General features: G+C 47.1%; 17 protein-coding genes. 3 read left to right on the top strand and 14 right to left on the bottom strand.

Going from position 1 to position 20054, the window contains the following annotated elements; genetic code table 11:
• Window positions 1-47: 47 nt before the first annotated feature.
• Window positions 48-1652, bottom strand: a complete 1605-nt coding sequence (locus tag QUB56_RS08345) for an NAD(P)/FAD-dependent oxidoreductase (RefSeq protein WP_332954676.1) — start codon at window positions 1650-1652, stop codon at window positions 48-50.
• 6 nt (window positions 1653-1658) lie between these two features.
• On the opposite strand from QUB56_RS08345, the gene QUB56_RS08340 reads away from it, so the two are divergent.
• Window positions 1659-1811: a hypothetical protein gene (locus QUB56_RS08340; RefSeq protein ID WP_332954675.1), complete on the top strand. Its 153-nt coding sequence runs from the start codon at window positions 1659-1661 to the stop codon at window positions 1809-1811.
• A 43-nt stretch (window positions 1812-1854) separates the two neighbouring features.
• Window positions 1855-2460, top strand: a complete 606-nt coding sequence (locus QUB56_RS08335) for a chorismate lyase (RefSeq protein WP_332954673.1) — start codon at window positions 1855-1857, stop codon at window positions 2458-2460.
• Window positions 2461-2788: 328 nt separating this feature from the next.
• Here QUB56_RS08335 and QUB56_RS08330 read toward each other — a convergent pair whose 3' ends face one another.
• The 11 genes from QUB56_RS08330 to hisH all read right to left on the bottom strand — a co-directional run bounded on the left by QUB56_RS08330 (window position 2789) and on the right by hisH (window position 16556).
• Window positions 2789-4093, bottom strand: coding sequence for a cytochrome P450 (locus QUB56_RS08330; RefSeq protein WP_332954672.1), 1305 nt, complete (start codon window positions 4091-4093; stop codon window positions 2789-2791).
• 201 nt (window positions 4094-4294) lie between these two features.
• Window positions 4295-7708 (bottom strand): PAS domain S-box protein, encoded by a 3414-nt coding sequence (locus QUB56_RS08325; protein ID WP_332954671.1) that lies wholly within the window; start codon window positions 7706-7708, stop codon window positions 4295-4297.
• 650 nt (window positions 7709-8358) lie between these two features.
• Complete coding sequence (locus QUB56_RS08320; protein ID WP_332954670.1) at window positions 8359-10380, bottom strand: ABC transporter ATP-binding protein; 2022 nt, start codon at window positions 10378-10380, stop codon at window positions 8359-8361.
• Between the two features lie 170 nt (window positions 10381-10550).
• A complete protein-coding gene (locus QUB56_RS08315) occupies window positions 10551-11060 on the bottom strand; it encodes a hypothetical protein (RefSeq protein WP_332954669.1) in 510 nt (169 codons plus the stop codon).
• 324 nt (window positions 11061-11384) lie between these two features.
• Window positions 11385-11738: a hypothetical protein gene (locus QUB56_RS08310; protein WP_332954668.1), complete on the bottom strand. Its 354-nt coding sequence runs from the start codon at window positions 11736-11738 to the stop codon at window positions 11385-11387.
• Window positions 11739-11762: 24 nt separating this feature from the next.
• On the bottom strand, window positions 11763-11957 hold the full coding sequence (locus QUB56_RS08305; RefSeq protein WP_332954701.1) for a DUF3574 domain-containing protein: 195 nt from the start codon (window positions 11955-11957) through the stop codon (window positions 11763-11765).
• Window positions 11954-12028, bottom strand: coding sequence for a DUF3574 domain-containing protein (locus QUB56_RS08300; protein ID WP_332954700.1), 75 nt, complete (start codon window positions 12026-12028; stop codon window positions 11954-11956). The genes QUB56_RS08305 and QUB56_RS08300 overlap by 4 nt, the downstream gene beginning before the upstream one ends.
• A 371-nt stretch (window positions 12029-12399) precedes the next feature.
• Window positions 12400-13062: a hypothetical protein gene (locus QUB56_RS08295; protein ID WP_332954667.1), complete on the bottom strand. Its 663-nt coding sequence runs from the start codon at window positions 13060-13062 to the stop codon at window positions 12400-12402.
• A 449-nt stretch (window positions 13063-13511) separates the two neighbouring features.
• The gene (gene glmM / locus QUB56_RS08290) at window positions 13512-14972 is read right to left on the bottom strand and encodes a phosphoglucosamine mutase (protein ID WP_332954665.1); all 1461 of its coding nucleotides are present in this window, start codon (window positions 14970-14972) and stop codon (window positions 13512-13514) included.
• 255 nt (window positions 14973-15227) lie between these two features.
• Window positions 15228-15770: a 16S rRNA (guanine(966)-N(2))-methyltransferase RsmD gene (rsmD, locus tag QUB56_RS08285; protein ID WP_332954663.1), complete on the bottom strand. Its 543-nt coding sequence runs from the start codon at window positions 15768-15770 to the stop codon at window positions 15228-15230.
• A gap of 150 nt (window positions 15771-15920) precedes the next feature.
• Window positions 15921-16556 carry an imidazole glycerol phosphate synthase subunit HisH gene (gene hisH, locus QUB56_RS08280; RefSeq protein ID WP_332954662.1) on the bottom strand — a complete coding sequence of 212 codons (636 nt, stop codon included), beginning with the start codon at window positions 16554-16556 and terminating at the stop codon, window positions 15921-15923.
• A 46-nt stretch (window positions 16557-16602) separates the two neighbouring features.
• Here hisH and QUB56_RS08275 point away from each other — a divergent pair, with 46 nt between their 5' ends.
• The gene (locus QUB56_RS08275; protein WP_332954660.1) at window positions 16603-17130 is read left to right on the top strand and encodes a pyroglutamyl-peptidase I family protein; all 528 of its coding nucleotides are present in this window, start codon (window positions 16603-16605) and stop codon (window positions 17128-17130) included.
• A 154-nt stretch (window positions 17131-17284) separates the two neighbouring features.
• On the opposite strand, the gene QUB56_RS08270 is transcribed toward QUB56_RS08275, so the two are convergent.
• Window positions 17285-18589, bottom strand: a complete 1305-nt coding sequence (locus tag QUB56_RS08270; protein ID WP_332954659.1) for a tetratricopeptide repeat protein — start codon at window positions 18587-18589, stop codon at window positions 17285-17287.
• 19 nt (window positions 18590-18608) lie between these two features.
• Complete coding sequence (locus QUB56_RS08265; protein WP_332954658.1) at window positions 18609-20024, bottom strand: tetratricopeptide repeat protein; 1416 nt, start codon at window positions 20022-20024, stop codon at window positions 18609-18611.
• Window positions 20025-20054 lie beyond the last annotated feature (30 nt).

The raw sequence follows: 20054 nt of genomic DNA, 5'->3' as shown, positions 1-20054 counted from the left end.
TCCAGATTAGCATAGACACCCCCACCTCTAAAAAGGTGGGGCGAGCTTCATGATTGCAAGATGCTCAAAGCAACCGCCTCCGCCACCTTAATCCCATCAATCCCCGCCGACAGGATTCCACCCGCATATCCTGCACCTTCCCCAGCAGGATAAAGACCTTCTGTATTCAAACTCTGATAATCTTCCTTGCGTTTAATCCGAATTGGTGAAGAAGTGCGCGTTTCCACCCCAGTCAAAACCGCATCATCCATCGCAAATCCTTTAATCTGTTTGTCAAAAGCCGGAAGTGCTTCGCGGATAGCTGCGATCGCATAATCTGGCAAACTTTCGCTCAAATCAGTCATCACAACTCCCGGCGTATAAGACGGCTGCACCGCGCCTAGCGCCGTGGAAGGGCGATTCGCCAAAAAATCCCCCACAAGCTGCCCAGGGGCGTTGTAAGTGCCACCTCCTAACTCAAATGCCCGTTCTTCTAGGCGACGCTGAAACTCAATTCCTGCTAAGGGATGACCGGGATAATCCTCCGGCGTGATACCTACCACAATCCCGCTGTTAGCATTGCGTTCATTGCGAGAATATTGACTCATCCCATTAGTGACAACTCGCCCCGGTTCTGACGCAGCCGCCACTACCAAACCGCCGGGACACATACAGAAACTATACACAGAACGACCGTTTTCGCAATGGTGAACCAGTTTGTAATCGGCCGCACCCAAAAGCTTATGGCCGGCCCGATCGCCAAAACGACAGCGATCGATCGTACTCTGCGGATGTTCCACCCGAAAACCAATGGAAAAAGGTTTAGGCTCGATGTAAACCCCGCGCGAAAACAACATTTCAAAAGTATCGCGGGCGCTGTGTCCCACCGCCAGAACTATATAATTACTAGCAATATATTCTCCACTGGCGAGGGTAAGTCCCTGCACTTTTCCCTTTTCGATGTGGATATCTTCCACACGACTTTGAAACCGAATTTCTCCGCCTAATGATTCTATTTGGGCGCGAAGACTTTGGACAATTCCCACCAGTTTGAAGGTGCCAATATGCGGTTTGTTAATATATAAAATTTCCGGTGAAGCTCCCGCATTCACAAGTTCCGTCAGCACCTTCCGCCCGTAATGCTGAGGATCTTTAACTTGGCTGTAGAGTTTGCCATCGGAAAAAGTACCCGCGCCACCTTCGCCAAACTGGGCGTTAGATTCCGGGTTGAATTCTGCTTTTTTCTTCCAAAATCCAAAGGTATCAACCGTGCGATCGCGCACTGCTTTTCCGCGTTCTAAAAGGATGGGACAAAATCCCATTTGTGCCAGCATCAGACCTGCAAACATACCGCAAGGCCCTGTACCAATCACAATGGGGCGAATCGTCAAATTGCTGGGGGCTTTGGCTACCAAGCGATAACTCGTGTCTGGCGTTACCATCACATGAGGATCTTTTTTGAAGCGCGCCAAAAGTTGCTTTTCCTGTGTCGTCTCTACATCCACAATATAGACAAGGAGGATTTCTGCTTTTTTACGAGCATCGTAGCTGCGCTTGAAGATGGAATAGCCGAGCAATTCTTCCGGGGGAATTTGCAGCTTTTTGATAATGGCGCTGGCGATCGCATCTTGAGGATGATCTAGGGGGAGTTTTATTTCGGTTATTCGTAACATATTATAGTGGAAGGAAGAAGGAAGAAGGAAGAAGGAAGAAGGAAGAAGGAAGAAGGAAGAAGGAAGAATAAAAATCCCGAACAAAAGTATTATAACTATTTCACTGGACATCCTCGCTCGCGAGCGTCATCGGTCGATCGATTTTTGATTTTAGATTGAAGAAACGTTATAATAAGCAAAAAATTAAGTTTTGTAAAGACCCTTGACTGCAACATTTACACCCAAAAACAGCCGCACCTGGCACGCTCTCAACCCCCTGTGGCAAGGAGCAGAAGACGCAGTACAGAAGGGTTTACCCCACACCAAGCTCGCACCGGCGTGGCAAATACTGCTCCTGGGCGACGGTTCCCCCACCCGTCACCTGCAACTGCTGACAGGGGAACCCACAGAAGTAGATGTCATCGATATGTCTTTAGTGGGCGAAGACGCAGACGGCGCACCACAGCAAATTGTCGCGGTTCCCGGACCGCGCCTGCGCCGACAAGTGTGGCTGCGAACAGCTTCTGGACAGCGTTTAGCCTATGCTACTTCTTGGTGGGAAGCGAGCCACGTAGATGAATATTTACAAAATAAATCTTTGCCAATTTGGGCCAGTTTAGCGCGGCTGCGGACAGAATTGTATCGCGATGTGCAGGGCATTTATTTCGGTGATTCGGTGGCTTTGGAGTCAGCTTTTGAACAGTCGGGACCTTTTTGGGGGCGACACTATTTGTTTTGGCATCACGGGAAGCCGCTGACGCTGATTTATGAGGTGTTTTCGCCTTATTTAACTAAGTATTTGGGGCCGATGCAATTGGATGTTGATTGAGATGCTATCTGCCGATCGAGGGTTTTGGCATCTGATATCATGGACGGTTACACCGTCCGTGATGTTGACTGTTGACTGTTCACGGCGTCAACCGTCAACAGTGAACTCGAATTTACTATTCCGATGCTAACGGATTTGATATGACGCACTTTACTAATTGTGACACGCTTGCCTTAGTCTTTTTTGATAAACCGCTTTCGACGCGTTAGCGAAGCGGCGCGTAAGCGCTAGGACACCAAGAAGAAGAGGAAGATAAATCGGGAGGGTATACAGGCGGATTTGGTATTAGCTCCCCGACTTCGCAGAAGTTGTCGGGGAGCTGGATTTTCTACCTATTCATAGTTGTTCGCCGAAATTTCACTCGCAAACCGTCGCGGGGATGGGGAGTCGGTACTGTGATTAAATTCAAATCTTGATCGGGTAAAAGCTCCCATTCCAACTCCCGAACAATCTTTGCCGCAAACAACTTCATCTCTAATCGGGCAAATTCTTTGCCCAAACATTCTCGCAAACCGCCGCCAAAGGGCACGTAGCTGAAAGGTTTAGCCGAGCGCTCCGGGCTAAATCGATCGGGGTCGAATCGATCGGGTTCAGGATAAAGTTGACTATCCTGATGCGTCTGATTGATTTGATAAAGTACCATCCAACCCTTGGGAATTTCGTAGCCGCCGAACTCGCAAGCATTAATTACCTTCCGAAAACCGCCTCCCACTGGCGGAACCAACCGCAGCACTTCTCGCATAACCTGTTCTAAATAAGTCATTTGTTTGAGCTGTTCCAGGGTTAGCGGTTCCGTAGCGGGGAACTGCTGCTGTTCGGCGCGGACTTTTGCCATCACATCGGGATTTTGAGCTAGGAGAAGACAAAAAGAGGCGATCGCCGAAGTTAAAGTTTCGTGTCCCGCAAACAGCAGCAACAGCACTTGATCTTTTAACTCATCCAAACTCAAACTATTTCCCTCGTCATCGCGAGCCGAAATCAGCAAACTCAAAGCATCATTGCCGCTAGGGGTTCCTTGCTGGCGATCGCGAATAATCTTTTCCAGTTCTGCCAACATCAGCTTGCGGCACTTTTTCGCCTTGCCAAACTGAGTCCAAGGCACATCTAAAGGAATCGAAAATAAACCATTGCACCAAGTTTCAAAATTATGTCCTAACGCCGTTTCCGAACCATTTTCAATCCCTACTAACAACTTACCCGCCACATCAAAAGTATAATTTCTCAGTTCAGGGTACCAAGTCACGGTTTCCATTTTTGCCCATTTTTCCAAATAGCGCTGAGTGATATTTTCCATCCCGCCGATGTAGCCCGCCAAAGCTCGCGGCTGAAACGCTTGGTACAGCAACTTGCGCCGATTTTGGTGGTTAGCACCCGTTTGCAGCGCCAAGGAAAGCGGCCCTAAAAGCGCTTTCGTACTCGCAGGCCAAGCCACAACAAAATATTGGTTTTCATTGCTTAAAACAAACAAACTAGCCTCTTGGCCGCGCACAAACACGGTAGGCTGTCCGAAAATGCTGGTTTTGAAAATAGACCCGTACTGCTGGTGGCGTTTTTTGGCAAAGTCGGAATCTTGCAAAAAGTTGAGGGTATCGCCAATTAGGGGTAAACCTAAACTGCCGGGAGGTAATGCCATTTGTGATTTGTGATTGGTGATTTGTGATTTTTAATATCATATCAATTGTAGTTTTCGGGTGGGCAATACGCACCAGACCAATTTCTGGTAAAATAACTTTTATCTGTTTGTCGCCTGTAAGGTGTGTCAGTCTTAAGGTTAGTAGGAAACACGCTGGTTTTTCCAACTGACGCACCTTACTAATTTTGCCGACCAACCCATTTAATTTTCTGTTCTTTGAATCGGAATCTCGATCCTAAATTCCGTGCCTTTCCCGACCACCGAGAAACACTTGATTTCACCTTTATGTTTTTCGACAATAATTGAATGGGAAATCGCTAAACCCATCCCCGTTCCAGAACCGATCCGTTTTGTAGTATAGAACGGGTCAAATATCCGCTGCTTGACTCCATCGGTGATACCTGCACCGTTATCAGCAATTCTAATCACAGCGAGAGTACCTTCTACTTCTGTACGAATGCGGATAATTCCCGGATTTTCGAGCGGTTCTTGTAAAACGTCAATAGCGTTAGCGATAATATTCATAAACACTTGATTCAACAGTCCGGCGTAGCACTCCACCAGTGGCAATTGTCCGTATTCTTTAACGATTTGAATGGCTGGGCGATCGGGCTGAACTTTCAGGCGGTGTTCTAAAATCATCAATGTGCTGTCTATGCCTTCGTGAATGTTAACCTTTTTCATGTCTGATTCATCGAGGCGAGAGAAATTCCGCAAACTCCGCACGATATCCCGGATGCGAGTCGCTCCCACCTGCATCGAAGACAGCATTTTTGGCAAGTCGTCTAGCAAGAAATCCAGCTCGAACACCTCTATTGCCTCCTGAATAGATGCAGAAGGCTCAGGGTATTCATCTCGATACATTTGCAGCAGTTTCATCAGCTTTCCAGTGTATTCTTCTGTGTAGGTAAGATTGCCGAAAATAAAGCTGACTGGGTTATTGATTTCGTGGGCAATTCCTGCTACCATCTGACCGAGACTCGACATTTTTTCTGCTTGAATGAGCTGGGTTTGAGCTTGCTGGAGCTCGCACAGAGTTACTTCGAGTTTGGCAGCTTGTTCTTGGGCTATCCTGGCTGAATCGACGCTTTGAGTGTAAAGTTCTGCTTGATTGAGGGCGATCGCCAATTGGTTGCCCACTGCGACTAACAGTTCCACTTCTGCATCGCTCCAACACCGCACGCTCCTAGTAGCGCTACAGCAAATTAACCCAATTTTACCGCCAGATGTTTGAAGGGGAATGTCCAGCATAGAATTAAATCCTACATACCTGAAAAATTGCCGCTCTTCTGGATCGGTGACAGTCTCAAAATCATCGATCCGTATAATTTCCAAATTGGCAATCCGCTCGGCATGAGAACCAGTCACACTAGCAGGAACTACACCCAACAGCGAAGGCAAATCGGCATTTTTCGCCTCGTATTGCACGGCCCAAACAGGCTGCGAGGCGTCTGGCTTATACCAAATAAACAGACACCGATCGAGTTGCAGCAAGTCGCGAATCTGCTGCACAGTTGTTGCCAAAATAGTATCTAAATCCAGAGATTCGCGGATATTGCTAGCTAGCTGGTTCAGCAGCGCTTCCTGCTCTGCTAATTTACGGAATCTCGTTTCCGACTTTTGCAACTGTCTTTGAGCTTCTTTTTGTTTTGTAACGTCCAAACCCAGACCGATTAAGCCGATCGGGTTACCCTCATCATCTTTGACCTGAGTTTTGATTGTCTCTAAATAATGTTCTTTACCATCAGCAAGCTGCATCACTTCTTCTGCGTAACAAGGAATATCTTGGCTCCAGGCTTGTGCGTCAGATTCCATGCGGTTAGCAGATGCTTCTAATCCCAAAACTTCGCAATAGTGAGATGCTGCTAAAAATCTGGATTCGGGAATAGCCACATCTTCGCAGAAAGTTTTGTTAACTAATAACATCCGCCCGCTAGCATTTGCCATCCAAACCCAGATCGGAGCGTTGTCAATAATTGCCCTCAAAGTTTGCTGTTGTGTGGCGAGAGCAATTTCTGTTTGTTTGCGCTTAATCCCCAGGGCGATCGCATCGGCACTTAAGGCTAAAGCAACCAGCGTTGATTCATTCAACTCCTGGCGAGCAAACATCGCGATTACTCCCAGCAACTGATTGTCAACAATTAGCGGATATCCAGCAAAAGCCACGATTCCTTCTCGTGATGCCCATTCTTTGTCGTGGAGTCGGGGATCTGTTTGCACAGAATTAGTGATGTAAGGTTGTCGCTCCAGGGCGATTAAACCAATCTTGAACTCGCCGACAGCAATGCGGCTGTAAGCGCCGTCAATGCCAGTATATATCCCCGCGCTTGCTTCCAGTTCCAATACATTTCCCTCTTCATTCAGCGTCCAAATCCGAGCCAAGGCAGCCTCCAAATGGCGCACAACTGCATTGGCGCAATATTGCAAAGTTGCAACCAAAGTCTGGTTTTGAGTTAGAGCAATTCCCACATCTGCTGTGAATATAGAAAGTTTCAATTGTTCTGCTAAAGCTTGTTCTGCTATTTTGCGCTCTGTAATGTCCGTAGCAGCACCGAGACGCTGCTTAATTTTTCCTTCCTCTGTTCTGCTAAATACAATATTTCGGCTGACTAACCAGTGCCAACAATTTTGTCGATCGCGTACCCGAAATTCGTACTCAACAACCTCGCCGTCGGGAGCATTTTCTAATTGCTGAAAGTATTCGGGAAATTTAGCTAAGTCGTCAGGGTGGATGATGGTGGGCAGCAATCTGCTGCCCATGTTTTGAACTTCTGCGCTCGTATAGCCGAGGGTATCAGTGATTTCGCGGTTGCTGTAGACACTTCGCTGCTCGGTTTCGTCGTAAACATAGAGAAGATTCGGACTGGTATTGGCAATTCGCTCAACAAAACGCTGGCTCTCTTGCAGCGCTGCTTCTGCTTGTTTGTACTCGGTAATGTCGCGGCCGACACCATAGATCAATTCTTCCTCCCAGAAACGGGTAGCAGTCCAGGCTATCCACTTGTAAGAACCGTTTCGACAGCGCCAGCGGTTTTCAAACCCAACGGTATTATTCCCCGCAGCAATACTTTCAGCTTCTTTTAAAGTAGTTTCGCGATCGTCTGGATGCACGAATTCAATCAAGAGTTGGCCAATTATTTCTCCTGGGGAATAGCCGAGTATTTTTTCTGCTGCTGGGTTGATGCGTTTTACATAACCGTCAAAACCCGTGACGCACAGCAGATCTAGCGAGAGGCTAAAAAAGCGATCGCCCCCGTCGGGTTCGCTGGATGGGCGATCGTTTCCCGCGAGGGCCCAAGAGGCGTTTGAGCGCGCCCATACCCCCCAAAATACAATATTTGCTATTCCCAAAAATCCCAGGACGATTTGGCGAGCGTAGAAATTATCACCGCTGCCACCTACGAACCACCCGTTTAACACCAGCAGTACAATTATCAAAATTGAGAATAAACTGCCAGCAGCGATCGTCGCTAGGCTAATTTTTTTTTCATATTGCTTGCTACCGAATGCCTTTTCTCTTCTGGTGACTGCTGCCGTAATTTTTCTCAACAACAGTTGCAGTAAGTTCGATAATTTAGTGCTTTTTGGTTCTTCAATATGAACAGAGAACTTCATTTTTTTACTCTTGATGCCGTTTTACTTGTGGTGACTCAAAATTACAATAAAGATGTTTAAATATTGTAAGATTTTCCTACCTTGGGAAATCTAGCCTTTTTAAATTTGCGTAAATCTACGCAACCCGGCAAGAGAATTAAGTGTATTTACGGAATTAGCGAGCAATCTCTTTTTAGCTGGGGTGCGCATTTTTTAATCTTTCCGACTCATAGAGAGAGTCTATCTATAATACTACGCTACATATTGCTGTTAGGCATTGGACATTTGGCCTAATCTCCCTACTCCTGGACGCAGAAACTGGCATTCCTGGACGCAGAACTTAATTATATAAGCTGCACTTGAAGCCGCTTACCGCGCTCTTAGTAGCGTGTTCTACCACTTTTTGCGTCCAGTAATTACTGGGTTTGATGTGCGAAAATACTGCGTGGATCCCCCTGGCTGTGAGTTGAACAACCCGGAATATTAGTCATGTTCAACCCGGTTGAATTTGACCATAAATTATGAATTTAAAATAATGATAAACTGCTGATTTGTGAAGATAAAAAAAATAAATCTTGGTAGCATTTTTTCGTGGCACGATATGTTCGCGCCGAGCGGGCTAATTAGTAATTGGTAATTAATACCAGTTTCAAACACTAGATATCAAACTTCTATTCATCAGCAGGCGATGGGAACCAGGCAGCTTGGCGACCTAATTGCTGTTGCCGAATTCGCTCCAAATTCCCTGCTGGAATAGAAGCTATAAGTTGTCGGGTGTAAGCTTGCTGCGGTTGGCGGTAAATGCGCTCGGCAGTACCAATTTCCTCGATTTTACCTTTGTTCATGACGATCGCCCGATCGCTCATAAACTTGACCACGCTCAAATCGTGAGAAATAAAAATATAAGTCAGTCCAAACTCTGTCTGCAACTCCTTGAGCAAATTTAAAACTTGCGCCTGCACCGACACATCTAATGCCGAAACCGACTCATCGCAAATAATAAACTTAGGATTCAAAGCCAAAGCTCTAGCAATACAAATTCGCTGCCGCTGTCCGCCGGAAAACTCGTGAGGGTAGCGCTGCATTAAATCGGGATTTAAACCCACTCTATCCAACAAATAAGCCGCGCGGTCGCGCTGTTCTTTCTGGTTCTTACCAAAGCTGTGAATCACCATCGGTTCCATCACCGCCGCCCCAATATTTAGGCGCGGATCGAGAGAACTAAAAGGGTCTTGAAAAATAATTTGCATATCGCGCCGCAGCCACCGCAATTTGCGATCGTACTCTTTTTGCCTCCGATAGTTAGCCATCCACTGCGATGCCGCACTACTTTTCGCAGGAGGTGTAATTTCTTGACCTTCAAAAAACACTTTACCGCTGGCTGCAGGAATTAATTGCAGCAAAGCTCTCGCCAAAGTTGATTTGCCACAGCCAGACTCGCCCACCAAACCCAAAGTCTCGCCCGGGTAAACCTCAAAAGAAATATCGTTTACCGCCATAAACAAGCGTTTAGTTTCGCCAAACATTCCCTGCACCGGAAAACCGACTCGCAAGTTATTAACAGCCAGCAAAGGCTCGGAAATATTCGGCAGCCGAGGCGGTTTTCCGGTTGCAAAAGCGGGATTTCCCCCGCTGATGTCGCCATCTAAATCGGCATTTTTCTCGACAATTACTAATTCGCCGCTAGCATTTGTGGTGACATCCATAAAATCGGAAACTGTCGGCAAGCGGCGCAGTTGCCTCTCGAGAGTTGGGCGACAAGCTAATAAACCTTTTGTGTAAGGATGTTGGGGATTGCTGAAAATTTGTTCGATCGCGCCGCACTCAACAATCTTGCCTCGGTACATCACTGCTACCGTATCGCCTATTTCAGCAATGACGCCCAAATCGTGGGTAATAAAAATCATTGCCATGCCTCTAGAGTCCCGCAACTCCCGCAGCAAAGCTAAAATAGTTGCCTGCACGGTTACGTCCAAAGCTGTTGTCGGTTCATCAGCAATTAATAAAGTTGGATTGCAAGAAATGGCCATTGCAATCATCACGCGCTGGATTTGACCGCCTGAGAGTTCGTGGGGGTAGCGATCGAGCATAGCTTGTTTTTGGCGGTTGACGAGCTGCATCAAATCGCGATCGTCCTCTATAACTGCTTGATTCCCCGCAGCAGCCCGGGTATCCTCTTGCCGCAAAGCCAAACACCGCTGCCCGAGTTCCGAGTCCCCCGGTAGCAGCTTCACCTCTTGCAGCAGAGAAGCAGCTTTGCGCCGCGCTTCTGTCTGCGACACCTTTTGGTGCAAACAAATGGCTTCTGTGAGTTGAAATCCGATCGTATAAACGGGATTTAGCGAACTCATCGGCTCTTGAAAAATCGTCGCAATCTGGCTGCCCCGGTATGTTTGTTTTTCCCTGTCCGGGATTTCCCGCAGATTCACAGCCCGATTGCCAGCGCCGTTTTTTGTCGAATAAAACCAAATTTCGCCCTCGATTTTCGTTGACGAACTCGAAAGCAAACCCATAACAGCCAGGGATGTTACCGATTTTCCCGACCCCGACTCTCCCACGATTCCCAGAGTTTGCCCTCGCTTGACCTCAAAGGAAATGCCGTCAACAGCTTTGACTTTTGCAGACGCATCGCCTGCGTCTGCCGACTGAAATTCAACCCGCAGGTTGCGAACTTCTAGGACGGTTTCACTCATGGAGGTCTATGGCAAAAGTTAAAGGGAGATTAAGTGGATTGTAGCAGGGCGTGTTGAAGGCAGAAGGTAGGGGGAAAGTTTTAAGTTTTAAGTTTTGAATTTTAAAGTTTAAATTCTTTAACTCAAGACTCACAACTACTCGAGTGCCTTCTGCCCGAGAGCGATTTTCCTCAAAAACCGATGACCTGAGTGTCAGCAGGCAGTACAGTTGCCTCGGAGACTTTTTTAAACACGGTTGCCTGATCGTTTAATGAATCAGGTCTCGCCTGTCCCGGATTGGTGCCTTGCAACTGAAGGCGCATTTGACCTTCGGCAGTCAACTCAAAAACAGTCTCAACGGTTTCTGTCCTGCTGAGGCCGACATCAAGGTGCATCGGTTTTTCACCGAGATTAACTTTGTACCTCATTTCTTTGGCGCGGGCGGCTCCGTCGGGGCCTTTAGCCATGAGAAACAATTTGCCTTCTGGGGCAAAGACGAAGGTGAAAGACTGACCCGAGGGGACTGTACCTTGCCATTGACCTAGGAGTTGCTGGTCGAGGTTGCTAGCGGCTGGGGCGGCTGCTTCGGCAATTATTGGTGCTGCTGCGGATGCAGGGTTGAGTGAGGCGTTGAAGCTGGCGAGGATGCCGAAGCAAAGGCTACCTGCGATCGCTTTGCCAATCATTTGTGAATTAGACATGAGACCGAGCTAAAAAGTGGTTATTTGTTTTGTACACTGTAGCGGTAAAACCGTACTTTGTTTAGTTTAAATCGCTTTTAGGGATAGACATAGGTTGAGGTTCAAACCTGCAACGCACTTCTAGTCCCCGGACTAAAGCTTGTCCTGAGCTTGTTGGAGGGTCACGGGGATTTCACTTTTTTTTTGTAAAATCCACTACCCATTCTGATTTAATTGTACAGTTCGCTTTCCTGAGTTGATTGTTCTGAACTGAAAACAGCTAACTGACGACTGCGTGCGATCGCACTGATAATTTGGCACATCGAGCGCATTAATGGTCTTTGATTAATTGCTTTCAGGATTGCGATGGACTTGTTCTGTCGGAGATTCTGTCGGAGTTTCCGGCGCGGGTACCTGTGGATTTTGCGAGCGTTTCGTTCGCTCCAATGCCTCGGCGTAAGACCAAGCCACGCTCACAAGAAAAGCTTTCGCCATGCCGGACAAATTTTTTGAAATTTCGCTTTCCGGCGGTTCAGCTTTTTGGTTGCCGTCGTTCGTCATGTTTTTGTTTTCTCCCGGGCAGGTTTTTCTAGCGACTTGTTCCAGTGTGCGATCGATACCCACAAATTGTGATTTTTCTTGCACCCGCACCCTACTGATCTTTGAGGATATGACCTTGATTACCACAAATAATATCATAAATCTACTGATTCAATAACCGCATCAGAAAGAAATCGGTTCTTCGCTGGTGGCCCGCAGCACTGACTCTTGCTGGAAAGTGCCCTTGTAAGGAGCGATAATTTCATTAATAGCTTGATTTTTTTCCGGGCTACTTTCATAAATCAAAATAACTCTTTTAGAGTTTTCTCTTGCTCTGAATTCTCTCTTTTGTTGAGAAACTGCCCGGAGCCGTCTCATACCGTTAGCCCTTGCCGAAAGCGAGGGGTAATAACGGCCTTGACAAACTCCTGCCATTCTGATTCAGAAATTGTCTCGCCTCCGGGTTTAGTTTAGCCAAAATACAGTTCATCTTTGAGGAGATTTGTTTGGGCATTATTATCCGAAGTTTCGGGAAGTTGAGGGCGGGCAATTGTCGCCCGACAGGTAAGATGAATGTGCGATCGCTAACAGCTATACGGCTACTATGGCGGTACTCAAGCGTGGTGAGGTATGCCCGTGGGCCCGTGAACCCGTGGGCCCGTGGGCCAGATACTACTTCATGTTACTGAGAAAGGCTATACAATCTGTCTGATTAAATCTGTAGCCCTATGGCTCGAACCAAATTTGATACTTCCGCCCGCCCAATGCCTGTCGATAAAAATTCTAGAGGTGAGGATAATTAAAGGTTTAAGTGAAGACATCAAAGACATAAAAATACGGGGACAGCATACTGTTGCCTCATTTTTTTTAAGTGATAAATTAATACAAAAATCCCAGCAGCCAAAAGAATTATTGCTGCCGCTGAAGCTAGTAAATAAGCAATTAATATTTTGCTGAAACGCCAATTTTTCGTTCTAATTACATAGAGGCAGTGGGCGAATGTTACTAAAAAAAATAATAAACTAGAATACAGTCTTAAACTCGGGGCGATCGCATAAATAGACCAAACAGCCTTGCTCAATTTAGAGGTATATTTAAATCTGGCGGGAGAGTTTTGTAGGGCGATCGCCCGCCGCAGAATTGCATTCGACAGCAAGACGAGGGCTGCAAAAATCATGTAGGGTATTGCCTCTTGCGCGTACAAGACGTGAAAGGGTCCCACAGCGACGATTGTCACAGCCATCCCTCCCACAGATGCAGATCGAAATAATTCCCAGCACAGCCAATAAAGCCTGGGAAAAACTAACAAACTAATCCAAGCTGAAAGACTTCTGACAGCCGCCACTTGCGGGCCCAACGACTGCACCCAAAATCTGGCTAAAATAAAATACAGTGGCGACAGTTGAGGTTCTGCTGTAGGTAAACCTTTAACAGTATCCAACCAAGTTTTTTCGGGATTTATATGCTGGTATTTCCCAGCCAATCTTCGACACTAATTGTTTTGCTTGGAAAATCTTGCTGCATTATTTACGTCCAGGTGTAGCCAGAAATTCGCAGTGAGGTGAGAGATTCGTCGAAAGAGTAGACTTTGAGATCCAGGGCGAGTCAAACGAAAAAATATCCCCGTTATTAATATGACGACCATTAAAACTTTTAACGAAATTCAAGGCCGCCACCCATATTAAATTGATTTGAGGAACAGCAAATCAGAAATGGGGAAATTAAGAAAGAAGGATTTAGTTATTTAGAAGAGAGGGAATAAAGAATGAGGGGATAAAGAATGAGAAATGGGTTTCAATATCCCCTATCTTTTTAAAGAGGGTTCTTCCTTATTCCTTCTTCCTTCTTCCTGACATCCGTTACATCCGTTAAATCCGTTAGATAATCCGTTGCCGAACTTCCTTCTTCCTTGAGATTAATTCCCCATTTCCATCAGATAGCTATGTGTTGCTGAACGGCTAAAACTAAATTTTCCGTCCAGAAATGAGCCAATTCGGCGCTAGCAGCTTCCACCATAACTCGCATTAGCGGTTCAGTGCCAGAAGCGCGAACCAAAACCCGTCCCTGTTCTCCCATTGCAGTTGTAGCACGTTCGATCGCCCTTTGCATTGCCTCGCACTCCTGCCATTTCAGGCGTTTTTCGCGATCGTCCACCCGAATATTTCGCAGCAACTGCGGATAAGTTTGGAAACTGCCACTTACCAATTGTGCCAAAGATTCCCCGGACTGTCGCACCAGCGAAGCCACATGCAAAGCTGTCAGCAAACCGTCGCCACTGACACCGTAATGCGGACAAAGAATGTGTCCCGATTGTTCGCCGCCCAACATCGCACCGGTGCGCTGCATTTCAGCGTGAACGTACTGATCTCCCACGTTCGTTCTAGTTAGTTTGCCGCCCAATTCTTCCCAAGCTCGCTCGAAGCCGAGGTTAGCCATTACAGTAGAAATAATTAAATTGGAGGGTAACTGTTCGGAGTCGCGCAACTGCCGGCCCCACAGATAAAGAATGTAATCGCCGTCAATCGCTCGACCTTGGTTGTCAACACCCAAAACTCGATCGGCATCGCCGTCAAAAGCAAATCCCAAATCGGCATTGTGTTCCAAAACCGCCGCTTGCAAAATGTCGAGATGAGTAGAACCGCAGTTAACATTAATGCGAGATCCATCAGGAGAGTCGTGCAAACAGATCACATCCGCCCCCATTTGCGCGAACACCGCCGGCGCCAAACCCGCGGCCGCCCCCCAAGCCAAATCCAAAACTATCCGCATTCCCTGCAAATTCATCTCTTGCAGCGAATTACACAGCGAAGAGGCATAATCATTAACCAACTCAGACCGATGGTAGTGGTGTCCCCAACCCAAGCTAGCAACCTGAACCTTTGCCTCCCGGATTCCCGCTTCGATTTGTTCCTGCAACTGCTGCGACAGCTTCGAGCCGTTTGAGCCGAAAAACTTAATGCCGTTGTCTTCTGGGGGATTGTGGCTGGCCGAAATCATCACTCCGCCGACAGAATCCGAAACGCTTGCCAGATAAGCAACGCAGGGAGTGGGACACAATCCCAAATTCCACACTTCCAAACCGGCGGCTGTCAAACCCGCTGACAGTGCCATTGCCAGCATATCGCTGGAATTCCTGCTGTCTTGCCCCAAAATCACAGGTCCCTGGTTGGGGGTATTTTGGCGGAGAACTTGTCCAGCCCAGAAGCCAACTTGCAGGGCTAGGGGTGCATTCAGCAATTCTCCAACTTTCCCGCGAATGCCGTCTGTGCCGAAGAGTTTTGTGTTTGGCAGGGAGAGGCTATTTCCCAGCAGAATCGTCTCGCGTTTGGCTGGCTGTACCGAGTTAACAGCTTGAAACTCGCTGCCACGATGGCGCGAAGGTGTCTGAACCATATTCACTCCTTTAGGAATATTCACACTCACACTTTGGGTTCATGTTACAACTGAAAGTCTTTATTTTCAGACTAAACTCCATTTATTTCGTTGATTGCCGAGGCAACTTGCTCTGACAACCTACGCACAAAGCTTAACTTCTTCGGAAAAATTTGTATTGTATGCAAGGGAAAAACTTTATAGTCCCGGCCGCGCCAACGCCATGAAACCCGGTTTCTTTCTGCGTCGGAGTGAGGCTGCTACTGTTTGAGCCTGTCAGCCACTGCGTGTGTAGAAGGTTAATGCTGTATTGCCGTATATTTTATGGCGGCAAATTTCTAGACCGGAAATCGGTTGTGTTGATCGCTCCGGGCTGTGTTCGACGGCCATTTCGCCGAGGAGTGCTAGCATTTCTTGGCTGGCGATCGTGTTTAACACAGGTTCGTACAAGTCGCTGGCGTAGGGCGGATCGAAGTAAATGCGATCGAACTGCTGCCCTGCTAGTGTCACCAATTTCGCCGTCGCGTTTCCTCGCAGTATTTGGAATGTTTGGGACGAGTCTGCTATTTGCTCCCAGTTTTCGCGAATAATCGCACAAGCTTTCGCCGACTGTTCGATACCGGTGACACTTGCGGCTTGACGACACAAAGCTTCTGCACCCATCGAACCGCTGCCCGTACAAATGTCCAGCCACCTGCAATCTGCGATCGTCCCTTGCCAAATATTAAATAAAGCTTCTCTGACTCGCGAAGGTGTAGGGCGAGTTGCGAGTCCCGGCAGAGTTTTGATTTGGCGATTGCCACTAATTCTCAGGCTCATACAATTTTAGATTTTAGATTTTAGATTGGGGATGACTGACTCAATATAAATTTGGTGCAGACTTACAGTTGCATTCTTTATTGAAAATGGTATCATTATAAAACTATAAACACCCGGTTTATACCACAAACCGGGTTTTGCACAAATCCCCTAAGCGGCGACTTTTGTTCTCACCTGACTGACAAAATTTGACAGCATTTGCAATCCCGTACTCGAAGACTTTTCCGGGTGAAATTGCAGGGCCATCAGATTGTCTTTAGCTATAGCCGCCGTCACGTTTTGACTACCGTGAGTCACAATTGCCGATCGCACTTCCAAATCAACTGGATCGACATAATAAGAATGCACGAAATAAACCCAAGGATCGGACGGTAATTTTTCCCACAGCGGCAAATCCGGCTGAGTAAATTGCAATTGATTCCATCCCATGTGCGGAATTGTCAAACCCGGTTCCGAGCGAAATCGGCGCACTTTTCCCGCAATAACGCCCAATCCCGGTTCTATACCTTCTTCGGAACTTTCAAACAGAATTTGCAAACCCAAACAAATGCCTAAAAAAGGTTTTCGCGAGGCGATCGCCCTTTTTATCGGTTCTATCAAATTGCGCGATCGTAAATGCTGCATCGCCGGGTCAAACGAACCCACTCCCGGTAAAACCACCGCATCAGCCTGCTCGATGATAGCAGGAGAATCCGTAATTTTTGGCACTCCACCCACATTTTCTAAGCCTTTACAGACCGAGTGCAGATTGCCCATGTCATAGTCCACTACTGCAATGACAGACATTGACTTACTTGCCTTATATTATCAATATCAGTATTATTGCACAAATATGACTGCGAAAATCCTGCTAACCTCATTTGATACTTGGCTTCCCCATCAGAAATCCAACTCTTCTGACGACTTATTAGCCAAGATTTCCCAAATCCAATCTTTGCCTGATTCCCTGACTTTTTTGAGGAAACTGCCCGTAGATTTTCAGCTAGCACCTAATTTAGCGATCGCCCAAATCAACCAGCTCCAACCCGACACTATTATCTGCTGCGGCATGGCAGAAAGTCGGCAAAAATTAACCGTAGAATCTTGCGCTTGTTGCGATAGCGACATTATCAAAACCACAGTTTATCTCGAACACCTAGTTGCTGATTTAGCCATCACTGAAATCAGTCACGATGCTGGCAAATTTGTTTGCGAGGCTCTATATTATAGAGTATTAAAGCATATTTATGATTCGCCAATTGCCACTAAATGTATTTTTGTACACGTCCCAATTTTAACTGATGAAAACCTTGACAAGATTGTCACCGATTTTTTATTACTGGAGTCTAGACTAAGAAAAGCTACTGCAGTAACGTCCTGACCGTTTTCGTCGTCCCGAAGGTGAGAAAACTCATAGACAAAGGACAATGCCGATTCAAATCGATCGATCTTTCTCATACTGCTTCTTACCCTGTTCCAGCAGTCTGTCGGCTTCGGGTTGGCGAGAATTTTCCATTTTTCCAATCCTCAAGGGTTTACTCAATTGTTTTGGCACAGTCTTCCAGGGCATTGTCCAAAATGCCTAGAACTACCTCCTCCCCTTCGGTATCGCCCGGTTGACGTGCAATATTTAACCAATGCTTGGCGTATTCAACTGCCTGAGCCGAGTCGCCTAGGGACAAGTAAGCCTTCGCTAGATTGGACATAGCCAGAGACTCCTCACGACGATCGCCTCTTTCTTTGGCAATGTCTAAGTTCTGCTGGTAGCATTCAATTGCCTGGTTATATTCCTTCAGGGAATCGTAAGCCTTACCAAGATTCAAAAGAGCGCAGCTTGCCCTGTAGTGGTTCCCAAGCTGGAGTGCAATTTCTAAACTCTGCTGGCAGCATTCAATTGCTTTTGTATAATCGCCTAGGGAATTGTAAGCCTCGCCCAAATAGCCAAGAACGCGCCCCTCCTCATAGCGATTGCCGTTCTCTAGTGCAATCTCTAAACTCTGCTCGTAGCACTCAATTGCTTTGGTATAGTCGAAAAGGCAACTGTATGTCTTGCCCAGATGCACTAGAGCATACCCCTCACCCTCGCGATTACCACTGTTCCGCAGGATGGTTAAACCCTGCTCTGGGTAATCAATTGCCCTAGCATAATCACCGACATCCCTGAGAGCACCTCCCAGATTGAACAGACCAAACCCCTCCAGGTGGCGATCGCTAGACTCTCGTGCAATGTCTAAACTCTGCTGGTAGTAATCAATCGCCTTAGGATGGTTACCCAGATGAGTGTAAGCCCATCCCAAACCGATTAGAGTCATTCCCTCTTCACTGCGATCGCCCATTTCACGCAGGATTGCCAAACTCTGCTCGTGGTATTCTATTGCCCTGGTATATTCGCCCAAGCGAGAGTAGACAATACCCAGCTTGCTCAGAGGGCACTTCTCCTTGTAGCGATTACCAATTTCTTGTGCTGTTTTGACACTCTGCTGCCAGGACTCACTCGCCCTAGGATAGTCCCCTGAAAACCAGTAAGCATTTCCTAGGCAGCATAATTTACACACCTCAGAAGTGCGATCGCCAATTTCCCGTGCGACGCTCGCGCTCTGCTTTAGATAATCAACTGCCTTGGCAGGTTCTTTTTGGGAATCGCAATTATTTAATAGCTCGTCCAAAACATCTTTGAGCATGTGCAAAACTGCTGCTTCCCCCTGAGAATTGCCAATTTCTCGATAAATAACCAGTGCCTGTTGCAAAAACGGCAAGGCTGCTTCAAATCGATCGCTCTCATACTGCTTCTTACCCTGTTCAAACAGTCTGTCGGCTTCTGCTTTGCGAGAATTTTCCATTTTTCCAATCCTCCAGGGTTTACTCAATCGTTTTGGGGTAGTCTTCCAGGGCATTATCCAAAATGTTCAAAACTGCCTCCTCCCCCTTGGTGTCACCACTCGATCGGACGATCGCCAACCACTGCTGCGAGTATTCAACTGCCTGAGCACAATCACCTAAGGACAAGTAAGCCTTAGCTAAATTTTCCAGAGTCCGAGTATCCTGACTCGGCTTGCCATGCTCTAGACTCTGCTGGTAGCACTCGATCGCCTTAGCCGATTCTCCCAAAGCATCGTAAGCAGTACCTAAATGCGAAAGAGCGAAGCTCTCCCAAGAGCGATCGCCAAGCTCTTGTGCAATAGTCAAACTTTGTTCGAGGTAATTAATCCCCTTAGTATAGTTACCAAGGTTATAGTAATTAATTCCCAAACGCCCTAGAGTTTGTCCCTCTTCACGGCGGTCGCTCAACTCGCGTACAATCTCTAAACTCTGCTCGTGCCAGTCGATCGCCAGAGCACAGTCACCCAAGTTATAAAAAGTAGTTCCCAAACTGCTCAAAATCTCTGCCTCCGTGGCTCGATCGCTCGTCTCGCGTGCGATGTCTAAACCCTGCTGGTAGTAATCGATCGCCTTGGCCGAGTCGCCCGTAGAATCGTAAGCCTTTCCCATACATCTGAGAGTTTCTATCTCCCAAAGGCGACTATAACCAATTTCCTGGAGAATCGCCAAACCTTGCTGATAGTAATCGATCGCCAAGGCATGGTTGCCCATGCAATCGTAAGTAATTCCCAGATTGACCAGAGAGCCTCCCTCATCACGGCGATCGCCAAGTTCGCGTGCCATGTCCAAACACTGCTGGGAGACCTCAATTGCACGCACGTAGTCACCTAAGGCACGGTAGGGACCCCCTAGATTGAATAGAGCGGACTTCTGCTTATAGAGATCGCCACTCTCACGTTCGATGTCCAAAAACTGCTGAAAGACCTCAATTGCATGGACAAACTCACCTAAGTAATAGTAGGAATTCCCTAGATTGGTCCGAGCACACCTCTCTTCAGTGCGATTGCCAATTTCTCTGGCGATGGTCACACTTTGTTGAAAGCAATCCCTCGCTTTGGTATGGTTTCTCAGTTCTTGGTAAGCAAGTCCTAGGTTGCACAAAACGCAAGGATTCTGCTCGCGTTCACCAAGTTCTTGCCCGATGGTCACACTTTGCTGAAGATACTCAACTGCTTTGGCATAATCGCCTGAATGCTTGTAAGCAAGTCCCATCTCGCGCAGAACATCTCTAGTTTGGTGTAGAGTTTTTTCCTTCCCCTGATGATTGCCAATTTCTCGATAAATAGCTACTGCCTGTTCTAAAAGCGGCAAGGCTGCCTCAAGTTGCCCACCCTGATACTGCTCATTACCTTGCTCAAACAGTTTATCGGCTTCTGCTTCACGAGCATTGTTCATTTTTCCCATCTCCTTGGCGTTACAAAACAA

The sequence above is a fragment of the Microcoleus sp. AR_TQ3_B6 genome, assembly GCF_036702785.1.
In the GTDB taxonomy this organism is placed as follows: domain Bacteria; phylum Cyanobacteriota; class Cyanobacteriia; order Cyanobacteriales; family Microcoleaceae; genus Microcoleus.
The sequence above is the reverse complement of the archived record's forward strand: the minus strand, read 5'-3'. Positions and strand labels throughout refer to the sequence as shown.